12 protein-coding genes are annotated in these 12,455 nt (G+C 70.9%); 6 read left to right on the plus strand and 6 right to left on the minus strand.

Annotated elements, in window-relative coordinates:
- Positions 1-59 precede the first annotated feature (59 nt).
- Together PCA76_RS28350 and PCA76_RS28355 are read left to right on the plus strand one after the other, a co-directional pair.
- Complete coding sequence (locus PCA76_RS28350) at positions 60-1,091, plus strand: ABC transporter ATP-binding protein (protein ID WP_272613495.1); 1,032 nt, start codon at positions 60-62, stop codon at positions 1,089-1,091.
- Positions 1,072-2,109 carry an ABC transporter ATP-binding protein gene (locus PCA76_RS28355; RefSeq protein ID WP_272613496.1) on the plus strand — a complete coding sequence of 346 codons (1,038 nt, stop codon included), beginning with the start codon at positions 1,072-1,074 and terminating at the stop codon, positions 2,107-2,109. The genes PCA76_RS28350 and PCA76_RS28355 overlap by 20 nt, the downstream gene beginning before the upstream one ends.
- 195 nt (positions 2,110-2,304) lie before the next feature.
- Here PCA76_RS28355 and purH read toward each other — a convergent pair whose 3' ends face one another.
- Positions 2,305-3,876: a bifunctional phosphoribosylaminoimidazolecarboxamide formyltransferase/IMP cyclohydrolase gene (purH, locus tag PCA76_RS28360; protein ID WP_272613497.1), complete on the minus strand. Its 1,572-nt coding sequence runs from the start codon at positions 3,874-3,876 to the stop codon at positions 2,305-2,307.
- The gene (purN, locus tag PCA76_RS28365) at positions 3,873-4,493 is read right to left on the minus strand and encodes a phosphoribosylglycinamide formyltransferase (protein ID WP_272613498.1); all 621 of its coding nucleotides are present in this window, start codon (positions 4,491-4,493) and stop codon (positions 3,873-3,875) included. Before purN ends, purH begins: the two co-directional genes overlap by 4 nt.
- 281 nt (positions 4,494-4,774) lie before the next feature.
- Between purN and PCA76_RS28370 the strand changes: the two genes are divergently transcribed.
- Entirely contained in the window at positions 4,775-5,326 is a 552-nt protein-coding gene (locus PCA76_RS28370; protein WP_272613499.1) for a DUF4190 domain-containing protein, read from the plus strand.
- 54 nt (positions 5,327-5,380) lie between these two features.
- On the opposite strand, the gene PCA76_RS28375 is transcribed toward PCA76_RS28370, so the two are convergent.
- A complete protein-coding gene (locus tag PCA76_RS28375; RefSeq protein WP_272613500.1) occupies positions 5,381-6,694 on the minus strand; it encodes a cell division protein PerM in 1,314 nt (437 codons plus the stop codon).
- A 201-nt stretch (positions 6,695-6,895) separates the two neighbouring features.
- Between PCA76_RS28375 and PCA76_RS28380 the strand changes: the two genes are divergently transcribed.
- Complete coding sequence (locus PCA76_RS28380; protein WP_272613501.1) at positions 6,896-7,162, plus strand: DUF4190 domain-containing protein; 267 nt, start codon at positions 6,896-6,898, stop codon at positions 7,160-7,162.
- Positions 7,163-7,252: 90 nt separating this feature from the next.
- On the opposite strand, the gene sucD is transcribed toward PCA76_RS28380, so the two are convergent.
- The 3 genes from sucD to PCA76_RS28395 all read right to left on the minus strand — a co-directional run bounded on the left by sucD (position 7,253) and on the right by PCA76_RS28395 (position 10,178).
- On the minus strand, positions 7,253-8,140 hold the full coding sequence (sucD, locus tag PCA76_RS28385; RefSeq protein ID WP_272613502.1) for a succinate--CoA ligase subunit alpha: 888 nt from the start codon (positions 8,138-8,140) through the stop codon (positions 7,253-7,255).
- A gap of 2 nt (positions 8,141-8,142) precedes the next feature.
- Positions 8,143-9,321, minus strand: a complete 1,179-nt coding sequence (gene sucC / locus PCA76_RS28390; RefSeq protein WP_272613503.1) for an ADP-forming succinate--CoA ligase subunit beta — start codon at positions 9,319-9,321, stop codon at positions 8,143-8,145.
- Positions 9,322-9,773: 452 nt separating this feature from the next.
- Complete coding sequence (locus tag PCA76_RS28395; protein ID WP_088950145.1) at positions 9,774-10,178, minus strand: cobalamin B12-binding domain-containing protein; 405 nt, start codon at positions 10,176-10,178, stop codon at positions 9,774-9,776.
- A gap of 458 nt (positions 10,179-10,636) precedes the next feature.
- Here PCA76_RS28395 and PCA76_RS28400 point away from each other — a divergent pair, with 458 nt between their 5' ends.
- Both PCA76_RS28400 and PCA76_RS28405 read left to right on the plus strand, forming a co-directional pair.
- Positions 10,637-11,347: a M23 family metallopeptidase gene (locus PCA76_RS28400; RefSeq protein WP_272613504.1), complete on the plus strand. Its 711-nt coding sequence runs from the start codon at positions 10,637-10,639 to the stop codon at positions 11,345-11,347.
- Positions 11,348-11,620: 273 nt separating this feature from the next.
- A complete protein-coding gene (locus PCA76_RS28405; protein WP_272613505.1) occupies positions 11,621-12,397 on the plus strand; it encodes a M23 family metallopeptidase in 777 nt (258 codons plus the stop codon).
- Positions 12,398-12,455: the final 58 nt, after the last annotated feature.

A 12,455-nucleotide genomic window follows, 5' to 3' on the forward strand; every position in this document is an offset into this window, starting at 1 on the left:
CGAGCGCGAAAAGTGAGCGAAGCGAGCCCCGCAGTCGCGAGCGAAAGGCAGGCACAGCCATGACCGTTCAACCCACGCCCGCCTCCGCCACGCCCGAGGGCGGCCACCTGCTGGAGTTGCGGGACCTGCACGTCGAGTTCCGCACCAACGAGGGTGTGGCTCGGGTGATCAACGGCGTGTCGTACCACCTGGACGCCGGCGAGACGCTGGCCGTGCTCGGCGAGTCCGGCTCGGGTAAGTCGGTCACCGCCCAGGCGATCATGGGCATCCTCGACACCCCGCCCGCGTTCGTCCGCTCCGGCCAGATCCTCTACCAGGGTCAGGACCTGCTCACCCGTTCCGAGGAGCAGCGCCGGCAGGTACGCGGCAAGGAGATCGCGATGATCTTCCAGGACGCGCTCTCCGCCCTGAATCCGGTCTTCCCGGTTGGCTGGCAGATCGGCGAGACACTGCGCCAGCGCGCCGGGCTGTCCCGGGCCGACGCCCGGCGCCGTGCCATCGAGCTGATGGATCTGGTCAAGATTCCGGGCGCCGCGAAGCGGATCGGCGACTACCCGCACCAGTTCTCCGGCGGCATGCGGCAGCGCGTCATGATCGCCATGGCGCTGGCGCTGGACCCGAAGGTGCTGATCGCCGACGAGCCCACCACGGCACTCGACGTGACCGTGCAGGCCCAGATCATGGACCTGCTGGCCGACCTGCGCCGGGACCTCAACATGGCGATGATCCTGATCACCCACGACCTGGGCGTGGTCGCCGGCGTCGCGGACCGGATCGCGGTCATGTACGCCGGCCGGATCGTCGAGCACGCCGACGTCCGCTCGCTCTACAAGGCGCCCGCCCACCCGTACACCAAGGGGTTGTTGGAATCGATCCCGCGCCTGGACGTCCGCGGCCAGGAACTGTCGACGATCAAGGGGTTGCCGCCGAACCTGATGCGCATCCCGTCCGGCTGCCCGTTCCACCCCCGGTGCCCGTACGTCCAGCAGGTCTGCGTGGACGTGGTGCCGCACGACCTGGTCCTCGGCGACGGCCGGACCAGCGCTTGCCACTTCGCGCAGGAGGTCCGTGATGACAGCATCGCCCGCTAACTCCACCAAGGTCCGCGGCGAGACCATCCTCTCCGTCGACAACCTGGTGAAGCACTTCCCGATCACCCAGGGCGTGCTGTTCCAGCGGCAGATCGGCGCGGTGAAGGCTGTCGACGGGGTGAGCTTCGAGCTGCGTCGGGGCGAGACGCTGGGCGTGGTCGGCGAGTCCGGCTGCGGCAAGTCGACCCTCGCCCGGCTGCTGATGCGGCTGGAGACGCCCACCTCGGGCCGGGCCACCCTGGAGGGCAGGGACCTGTTCAAGGCCTCCGGGCGCGAGCTGCGCCGGCTGCGCCGCAACATGCAGATGGTGATGCAGGACCCGTACACCTCGCTGAACCCACGGATGACCGTCGGCGACATCATCGGCGAGCCGTTCGAGATCCACCCGGACGCCGCGCCGAAGGGCAGCAAGCAGGGGCGGGTCCAGGAACTGTTGGACGTGGTCGGGCTCAACCCGGAGCACATCAACCGGTACCCGCACCAGTTCTCCGGCGGTCAGCGTCAGCGCATCGGCATCGCCCGTGCGCTCGCGCTGCGGCCCGAGATCATCGTCTGCGACGAGCCCGTGTCGGCGCTGGACGTCTCCATCCAGGCCCAGGTGATCAACCTGTTGAAGCAGTTGCAGGGCGAGTTGGGGCTCTCGTACATCTTCATCGCCCACGACCTGTCCGTGGTGCGGCACATCGCCGACCGGGTCGCGGTGATGTACCTCGGCCGGATCGTCGAGGTCGGCACCGAGGACGAGATCTACGAGCGGGCCACCCACCCGTACACCCAGGCTCTGCTCTCCGCGGTGCCGGTGCCCGACCCGGAGGCCCGCGATCAGCGCAACATGATCCGGCTGGTCGGCGACGTGCCGAGCCCGGCCGACCCGCCCAGCGGGTGCCACTTCCGGACCCGCTGCTGGAAGGCCCAGGACATCTGCGCGACCCAGGACCCCCAAACCGTGCCCCGCGCCGCGGACCCCCACCCGTCCGCCTGCCACTTCGCCGAACTCCGCCCCACAACCCCGGCCTAACCCCACCCCGTCTCCGCGCCCGCGCCCCCGCGCCCGCCCTCCGCGCCCCCGCGCCCGCCGCGCCCGCCCCACCCCCGCGTCGATCTAGGGCAGATCGTCGTGAGTTGATCTCCATCGACGACGATATGCCCTAGATCGACGCGGCCAAGAGGTGGCGCGAGGGGGCGGAGGGGAGGGGAGGGGCGGGGGCGGGGGTTAGTGGAAGAAGTGGCGGGTGCCTGTTAGGTACATCGTTACGTTGGCTTTCTTGGCTGCTTCGATGACTTCTTCGTCGCGGATCGAGCCGCCGGGCTGCACGATGGCGCGGACGCCGGCGTCGATGAGGATCTGCGGGCCGTCGGCGAACGGGAAGAACGCGTCCGAGGCGGCGACCGACCCGCGAGCCCGGTCAGCGCCGGCGCGGCTGACCGCGAGCTGCGCCGAGTCGACCCGGTTGACCTGACCCATACCGACACCCACGGTGGCGCCGTCCTTGGCGAGCAGGATCGCGTTGCTCTTCACCGCGCGGACCGCCCGCCAGGCGAACGCGAGATCCCGCAGCAGCTCCTCGTCGGCGGCCTCGCCGGTTGCCAGCTGCCAGCCCGCCGGGTCGTCACCGGGGGCGTCCACCCGGTCGGCGACCTGGGTCAGCACGCCGCCGGTCACCGGCCGCCACTCGACCTTCGCCGGGGTCCAGGCCGGCGCGCGCAGCAGCCGGATGTTCTTCTTGCCCTGCAGCACCTCGACTGCGCCCTCGTCGTAGCCGGGGGCGACCACCACCTCGGTGAAGATGTCGGCGACCTGCCGGGCCAGCTCGACCGAGACCGGCCGGTTGACCGCGATGACGCCGCCGAACGCCGACACCGGGTCGCAGTCGTGCGCCCTGCGGTGCGCCTCGGCCACGTCCGCGCCCACCGCGATGCCGCACGGGTTGGCGTGCTTGATGATCGCCACCGCCGGCTGGTCGGCGAAGTCGTTCGCTGCCCGCCAGGCGGCGTCCGCGTCGACGTAGTTGTTGTAGGACATCTCCTTGCCGTGCAACTGCTCGGCCTGTGCCAGCCCCGCCGGGGCGTCCGGGTCGATGTAGAGCGCGGCGGGCTGGTGCGGGTTCTCCCCGTAGCGCAGCACGGTCGACTTGCGCAGCGCCGAACCGGCGAACGTCGGCCAGGTGTCGTCAGCCGGGGCCAGCTCCTGAGCGCACCACTGGGCCACAGCCACGTCGTACTCGGCGATGTCGGCGAACGCCCGGGCGGCCAGCGCGCGGCGCTGGGCCAGGGTGAAGCCACCCTCGCCGAGCGCGCCGAGGAGCGCCGGGTAACCGGTCGGGTCGGTGAGCACGGCAACCGAGGCGTGGTTCTTGGCGGCGGCCCGCACCATGGCCGGGCCACCGATGTCGATCTGCTCCACGCACTCCTCGACGCCGGCACCGGAGGCGACGGTCGCCTGGAACGGGTAGAGGTTGGAGACCAGCAGGTCGAACGCCGCCACCCCCAGCTCGTCGAGCTGCGCGACGTGTGTGTCCTTGCGCAGGTCGGCGAGGAGACCCGCGTGCACCTTCGGGTGCAGGGTCTTCACCCGGCCGTCGAGCACCTCGGGGAACCCGGTCACCGTCTCCACCGGCGTCACCGGCACGCCTGCGGCGGCGATGGTGCCCGCCGTGCTGCCGGTGGACACGATCTCCACACCGGCCGCGTGCAGGGCCTGGGCCAGCTCCACCAGCCCGGTCTTGTCGTAGACGCTGACCAGCGCCCGCCTGATCGGGCGGCGCCCGTCCTGAGTGGGACTCACGGAACCGTGACCTTCCTTCCGGTGATGGTCCAGCCTTCGCGGACCAGACGGCCGACCTGCTCGACGAGTTGGCGCCGCTCGGCTTCCTTGATGCGCTCGGTGAGCGTGTCCACGTCGTCGTCGTCGAGCACCGGCACCGCGACCTGCGCGACGATCGGCCCGGTGTCCATGCCGGCATCGACGAAGAAGAGCGTGGCCCCGGTGAGTTTCACGCCGTAGGCGAGGGCGTCACGCGGGCCGTGGATGCCGGGGAACGCCGGCAGCAGGGTGTTGTGGGTGTTCAGGTAGCGGTCCCCGAAGGCGGCGAGGAAGTGTGGGCCGACCAGCTTGAGGAACCCGGCGGAGATGACCAGGTCGGGTTGGTGCTTCGCGACGTGCGCGGTGAGCGCGAGATCCCAGTCCTCCCGGGTGTCGTGATCGCGTACCCGCTCGACGAAGGTCGGCACCCCGGCCGCGTCGGCCCGGTCCAGGCCCACGATGCCGTCGCGGTCCGCGCCGACCGCGACGACCTGTGCGCCGTACGCGGGGTCGACGGCGGCATCCAGCAGCGACTGAAGGTTGCTCCCGGAGCCGGAAATGAGGACGACGATGCGGGCGACGGACGCGGGCTCGGTCACCGGGTCACCCTATCGGGCAGGTCAGGATGCCCCTCCGCTGGGCGGCGCGCCGATCTTTGGCAGGTGCCGACGGGCATCGACCCGGTACGCTGCCGCTCGCTCGGGCCGGACGCCGCGCCGACCCGACCTCCGCCACTGATCCGGCACACGAAGAGTGTCTTTTCGAGTGTTTTGGAAGGAATGTCATCCTGTTGCTGCACTGGGCATTGGGAGGACTGGCCGCGATCATGGATGGAAACAAAAAGCAGTAACTGACGGAACCAGTCCAAGGAGCTTCTCGAATGCAGCCCGGTAACCCCGGTCAGGACCCGTACGGCCAGCAGCCCAACCAGGATCCGACCGCTCCCCAGCCGCCAGCCGCCCCGTACGGCCAGCAGCCGCAGGACCCGTACGCGGCACCGCAGGCGCCGTACGGTCAGCAGCCCACCTCCGGCCAGCCGTACGGCCAGCAGCCGCCGCACCAGGACCCGTACGGCCAGCAGCAGGCCCCGTACGGCCAGCAGCCGGCCCCGTACGGCGGCGGTCCGACGTACCCGAACGCTGGCTACCCGCCGGCACAGGGGCAGGGGCAGAACAACACCCTCGGCCTGGTGTCGATGATCCTCGGTATCGCGTCGATCCCGCTCATCTGCTGCCTGTACCTGGGCATCCCGGTCGGCATCGCGGGCGTGGTGACCGGTTACCTCGCCCGGCAGAAGGTCGCCCAGGGCCAGGCCAGCAACGCCGGACAGGCCAAGGCCGGCCTGATCTGCGGCGCGGTCGGCGTCGTGCTGGGCATTCTGCTGCTCATCGTGAGCATCGTGGCGCAGGTCAAACTGCCCACCCAGCCCTGACGGGCTCGGAATCGACGGGGCGCTCCGGATTCGTCCGGGGCGCCCCGCGCTCGTCTACTGCGCCGGGGCGCGCCGGCTCTCCTGCGCGGGGGCGCGGGTGAGCATGCGGGTGGCAGCGGCCCCGAGCAGTGCGCCGACCGCGACGACACCGGCCGCCACCAAGCCGACCTGCCAACCCACCGGCCCCACCTGCGCCAGCCGACCGGCGCCGAGCGACCCGCCGGAGACCGCGGCGGCCACGCCGAGCAGCACGCCGGCCACCGGCCCGGCCAGCGCCGCCGGCGCCAGCAACTCGGCCCAGCGCTGCGGGGCCCGCTCCGGCCCGGCGAGTCGGGCCACCCGGCGGGCGAGCAGCCAGCCGGCGACCATCCCGGCCAGCACCGGCACCGCGAGCAGCAGGGCGCCGAAGCCGTCCACCGGGCCACGCGGCAGGCCAGCGAGCAACGGTACGGCCGGCAGCGCGCCGACCGACACCTCACTGGTACGTACCGCGGTGTCGGTGCCGACCGCAAAGCCCGGACCGAGCAGGTAACTGGCTGACCAGATCGCCGCGTTCGGCGCGTACGCGACACTGACCAGGGTCACCCCGGCCTGCCCGGCAACCCCGGTCCGGTACGCCCCGATCATGTCCGCCGCGTCGCCGCCGCCGGTGGCGACCGCCAGGCCGGCCGCGCCGGCGCCCGCGCCGAGCAGCAGCAGCCCGGCTACCAGACCGGTACGGATGCCGTCGCGCACCGGACCCGGCATCCGGTCGTGCAGCAGCCGGGTCACGGCGGTGATGCGGGTGGCGCCGACCAGCGCGGCGAGTGTGCCGACCACGGCGAAGGTGGCGCCCGCACGGACCGGGGACACATTCGGCCCACCGGTGCCGACCAGCACCGCCGCGAGCGCGCCGAGCAGCGCGTACGCGATGCCGACCGCGCCCGCGGCGAGCAGCGCCCGGCGCGGTGAGCGGCTGTCACGGGCGCCGATCGCGCGGCTGACGTGCACACCGGCCCGGGTCAGCCGCCAGAGCGCAAGCACGGTCAGCGCCAGTGGGGCGAGCCCGAGCGGACCGGACTCCGTGTGGATCGGCACGCCGTGCCCGAGCAACCAACCGGCCAGCGCGGTGCGCAGGGTGTTGGTCAGGGTGGTGGAGTCCCCGCCGAGGTGGACCAGGCCGAGCACGATGGCAACCGGCAGGTAGGACGTCAGGGCGGCCCAACCGGCAGCCACCCCGGCGGCGACGGGCAACGGTGCGCGCCCCCGTGGTGACCCGCCCGCGCGGGGCGCGGGCACCCGCCGGGCCGGCACGGCACGGTTGACCGGCCGGTCGTCGGCGCTCACACCGCCGGGACGGCTGGGACGGTCAGGGGTGACGGGGGACATCCGCTCTACTCTGGCACGTCGCGCGGGACGGTGGCAGTCCGTTGACCCCTCGAAGGGCGGCGAGTTGACCGAACCGGGGTCCAGGCCACCCGGTCCGGTCTAGCCTCGGCCCAGAGGGGGGCGCGAGTCGCCGCCACCCGGGTCGGGTCCGCCGGTCGGGGTCCGGGTCGGCGCGCCGACCACGACCGCCCGGAGGACGCCGTGACGACCGCATACCCGCCGCCCCCGCCGCCGCCGGCCAGGGGCAGGGACCGCACCACGCTCTGGGGCGTGCTGGGCATCGTGCTCGGCCTGATCTGTTGCGGCATCCTCGGCATCATCTTCGGCTACCTGTCGATCCGCGACGCCCGGCGCAACGGTCAGTCGCCGGTGCTCGGCTACCTCGCCATCGTGTTCGGCGTGATCAACATCATCGGTGGCGCGATCCTGCGGGCGACCGGCAACTACCCGTTCTGGAACAACGACTGAGCGGACCGGTCGCCAACGACGAGCCCGCGCACGTACGCCGAAGGGGGCCGACCGGTTGCGGTCGACCCCCTTCGGTGTTGCCTGGCCGGCTCAGTTGCCGGACATGATCTCCCGCATCAGCTTCGCGGTCTCGGTCGGCGTCTTGCCGACCTTGACACCGACCGCCTCCAGCGCCGCCTGCTTCCCCTCGGCGGTGCCGGCCGAGCCGGAGATGATCGCCCCGGCGTGACCCATGGTCTTGCCGGGAGGAGCGGTGAAGCCGGCGATGTAGCCGACCACCGGCTTGGTGACGTTGGCCTTGATGAACTCGGCGGCCCGCTCCTCGGCGTCGCCACCGATCTCACCGATCATGACGATGGCGTCGGTCTCCGGGTCGGCCTCGAACGCCGCCAGGGCGTCGATGTGGGTGGTCCCGATGATCGGGTCACCGCCGATGCCGACGCAGGTGGAGAAGCCGATGTCGCGCAGCTCGTACATCATCTGGTAGGTCAGCGTGCCGCTCTTGCTGACCAGGCCGATCCGGCCGGAGCCGGTGATGTCGGCCGGGATGATGCCGGCGTTGGACGCGCCGGGCGAGGCGATGCCCGGGCAGTTCGGCCCGATGATCCGGGTCCGCTCGCCCTGCGCCACGTTGTACGCCCAGAACGACGCGGTGTCGTGCACCGGAACGCCCTCGGTGATCACCACGGCCAGCGGGATCGCGGCGTCGATCGCCTCGACCACGGCGGCCTTGGTGAACTGCGGCGGCACGAAGATGACGGTGACGTCGGCCCCGGTCTCGGCCATCGCGTCCGCGACGGACGCGAAGACCGGCAGCTCGGTGCCGTCGAAGTCGACCTTCTGGCCCGCCTTGCGCGGGTTGACGCCGCCCACCACGTTGGTGCCGGCGGCGAGCATCCGCCGGGTGTGCTTGGAACCCTCGGAACCGGTCATCCCCTGAACGATGACCTTCGAGTCCTTGGTCAGCCAGATAGCCATGATCAGACCCCCGCAGCTGCCAGCTCGGCGGCCCGCTCGGCCGCACCGTCCATGGTGTCCACCCGCTGCACGAGCGGGTTGTTCGCGCTGTCCAGGATCGCCCGACCGGCCTCGGCGTTGTTGCCGTCGAGACGGACGACGAGCGGCTTGGTGACCTGCTCGCCGCGCTGCTCCAGCAGGGCCAGCGCCTGGATGATGCCGTTGGCGACCTCGTCGCAGGCGGTGATGCCGCCGAAGACGTTGACGAAGACGCTCTTCACTGCCGGGTCGGAGAGCACGATCTCCAGCCCGTTCGCCATCACCGCAGCGCTCGCGCCGCCGCCGATGTCGAGGAAGTTGGCCGGCTTGACGTTGCCGTGCCGCTCACCGGCGTACGCGACCACGTCGAGGGTCGACATGACCAGACCCGCGCCGTTGCCGATGATGCCGACCTCGCCGTCGAGCTTGACGTAGTTGAGGTCCTTGGCCTTGGCGGCCTGCTCCAGCGGGTCCACCGCGGCCTGGTCGACCAGCGCCTCGTGGTCCGGGTGCCGGAACCCCGCGTTCTCGTCCAGGCTGATCTTGGCGTCGAGCAGCAGCAGCCGCCCGTCGCCGTTCTTGGCGAGGGGGTTGACCTCGACCAGCGTGGCGTCCTCGGCGACGAACGCCTGCCACAGGCCGACGGCCACCTCGACCACCTGGTCGGCGACCTCGGCCGGGAAGCGGGCGGCGGTCACGATCTCGCGAGCCTTGGCCTCGTCCACGCCCTTCACGGCGTCGATCGGGGCCTTCACGACCTTGTCCGGGGTATCGGCAGCGACCTGCTCGATGTCCATGCCGCCGGCGACGCTGGCGATGCAGAGGAAGGTGCGGTTCGCCCGGTCGAGCAGGTACGAGAAGTAGTACTCCTCGACCACGTCCGCGGTCACCGTGATCATGACCTTGTGGACGGTGTGACCCTTGATGTCCATGCCGAGGATGTCGGTGGCCCTGGCCACCGCCTCATCCGGGCCCTCAGCCAGCTTGACGCCGCCGGCCTTACCTCGGCCGCCGACCTTCACCTGCGCCTTGACGACCACGCGACCGCCGAGGCGTTCGGCGATCGCGCGGGCCTCTTCCGGGGTAGTGGCGACGCCGCCGGCCAGCACGGGCAAGCCGTGCCGCTCGAACAGGTCCCGCCCCTGGTACTCGTACAGGTCCACGATTGCGCGTCCCGTCCCGTCTCCGCGGCGCGCCGTCGCGCCGCCACCAGCGTTCAAAAACAGTTTGACGCCTGTCATCAGTTGAAACAGGCCATTGGCCGCAGCCTAGCGATGTCGGCACCACCGGCAACCGAGCGGGTGCACGGTGTGCGGTAATGCACAACCGAACATCGGACGCGGCCGGTTTCCGGCCATGACTGGAGCGGCATCCACCGTCCGGGCGATGTTGCCGGGGGTCCGTAACCCGGCCGTGGGGGCGTCGTTGAGTCAGATGTCGGAGCGCTGAAAAGCGCAATGACGGGAGACGGCCGATGCCCTGTCGGTCGAGGGGTGGCGGCGGGGCATCGTGCATAGAGGGGCCGGACGTGTGAGGGGTGCGTCCGGCCCCTCCCCCGTGCCCGGAAACCGGTCTCCGACCTCATTGACGCCTGGCGCGCCCTTCGCGGGATGCCTCAGGAAACCGGCTGCGCGACGTTCTGTCGGACCCACTCGACAATCGCCTGAGTGGTGGCGCCCGGCGTGAAGATCTTTGCGACGCCCAGCTTCTCCAACTCGGGAATGTCGCCGTTCGGAATGATGCCGCCACCGAACACGACGATGTCGCGGGCGTCCCGCTCGCTGAGCAGTTCCAGCACCCGACGGAAGAGCGTCATGTGCGCGCCGGAGAGGACGGACAGGCCGACGGCGTCGGCGTCCTCCTGGATGGCGGTCTCCACGATCTGCTCGGGGGTCTGGTGCAGGCCGGTGTAGACGACCTCCATCCCGGCATCACGCAGGGCACGCGCGACGACCTTCGCGCCCCGGTCATGGCCGTCCAGGCCAGGCTTGGCGACGACGACCCGAATACGAGAGCTCATCAGCGCACACCTTTCACCGGCTCCACGGCCTTCAACTGAACGAACGGTAACCCGGCGGACCCAACCCGGGAAATCCGGGCTCTGTCACCGGGCATCACTCTTCGCGACCAGCGAGCCGCCTGGGGAGGTTGGCTGGTCGAGATCCGACACTGCCGTTGTTGCCATCCGGCACTGCTCGCAGTCAAGCCGGACGACTCCGCCGGACCGGTCACGCTCGGCGACGAACGGGCAGCAACAGGGGCACCGTTCGGCGTCGCGATGCATGACAATCATGGACGCAAACGGACAGATCGACACGCCAATTTCTCGCTCTAGCTTGTGACTCGCCTGGCGGTTGGCTAACGTGTCCACGGTTGTCATCAGGTCCATGGACGGGTGACGACGCGGTCAGCGGACGTTCATTGGAGCCTCACGAACGTCCACCGGCCGCTTCGGAACCCCGACAACGGAGGGTGTGCGTGCGCCAGCGCCTGTCGTCTGAGCCCGATCGATATCGCGGTCGCCGCCGCGTACCCACCCCACCGCGGAGCCGTTACGCCGCTGTCGTCACCACCGCGTTCGTCGGGGCCGGCCTCGTCGCACTCGGCGCGAGCGCCCTGCCGGACGCCAAGGACGTCAGCCCGACGGTGCTCGACGAGCTCAAGCAGGCGTCGGTCACCAGCCAGGACGCCGCAGCCCGTGCGGACAGCGCCGACCGCGCCTCCCGGGACGACAGTCGGGCCAAGGACAGCGCCGAGCCCGAGGTCTGGCTGCTGCCGCTGCAGGGCTACGACTTCAACTCCCCCTACGGGATGCGCTGGGGCAAGCTGCACACCGGCGTGGACCTGGTCGCTGGTGAGGGCACTCCGTATGTGGCGATCCACGACGGGCTGGTCACCAAGGCCGGTTGGTTCGGCGGATACGGCAACGCCGTGATCGTTCAGCACGCCGACGGCAGCGAGGCCATCTACGGCCACTCCTCTGCGGTGAGCGTGAAGGAAGGCCAGCAGGTCAAGGCGGGCGACCAGCTCGGCCTCGTGGGCCAGACCGGCCACGCGTACGGCACGCACCTGCACCTGGAGATCCATGTCAAGGGGCAGCCGGAAGACCCGGTACCGTTCCTCCAGGAGCGCGGAGTGGACATCAAGCTGCAAGTCGAGACATATTACAACGAGGTAGCTGCGTCCTGACGCTGCGTACCGACCGTTGACCGCCCGGATCGATCGATCCGGGCGGTTTTTCGTTGCCCGGGTGCGGCGGATGTCTCCCGGGTCACAGCCCGGAGTGTGACCGGCGACACCTCGCAGCATGATCACTTTTATGGATGTAACGCCGCACAACGGGTCATACCCGGGCACGCGGTCCACCGTCCCCCGCCCGACCACCCGGTCCCCGTACCGGCCCCAGCTCGGCCCGACACCAGTATTTCGAGGTCAAGTGCCCCTCGACTGTGAAGGTCCGCCGTGCAGGAAGACAGCCCCGTCCAGAACGAGAACACCCCCGACACCGCCCCGACCGAGCAGCCGCAGCGCGGCGGCCGGCGGAACCGCCTCATCGTGCTCGGCGCTGCCGCCCTGGTAGCCCTCGGCCTCGGTGGTGTCGCCGTCGCCACCACCGGCAGCGACCACCCGGCACCCGCCGCCGTCAGCCTCGACGCGCAGTCCCGGGCCGAAGCCGCCAGCCGGGCGGACCGCTCCGCCCGCGAGTCGAGCACGCCGGTCGCCCCCGCCGCCAGCCCCACGCCGAGCCCCTCAGCGGCCAGCGCCAGCCCGACACCCACGAAGACGGCCACCGCGAAGGCCAAGCCGAAGCCGAAGCCGAAGAAGACCACCAAGCCCACGCCCGCCTGGGTCGACCCGATGCCGGGCGCCGCGGTCACCTCCTGCTACGGGCAGCGCTGGGGCACCCTGCACGCCGGTATCGACCTGGCGCTGCCCTCCGGTACGCCGATCCGCGCCGCAGCGGCCGGCACCGTGACCCAGGCCGGAGACGCCTCCGACGGGTACGGCAACTCCGTCTTCATCGACCACGGGAACGGGTACCTGACCCACTACGCCCACCAGAGCCGCATCGCGGTAACGGTCGGCCAGGCGGTCAAGGCCGGCCAGGTCATCGGCTACGAGGGCGCCACCGGCGATGCCACCGGCCCGCACCTGCACTTCGAGGTGCACCAGGGCATGTGGAACCAGATCGACCCGGCCCCGTTCATGCGCGCACGTGGCGTCGACCTGGGCTGCTGAGGGGACATCCCTGCGCGGTTCGCGGGCAACATCAAGGAAAGAGTGGCCTCAGTGGTGC

Origin of the sequence: Micromonospora sp. LH3U1, assembly GCF_028475105.1 — a bacterium.
In the GTDB taxonomy this organism is placed as follows: domain Bacteria; phylum Actinomycetota; class Actinomycetes; order Mycobacteriales; family Micromonosporaceae; genus Micromonospora.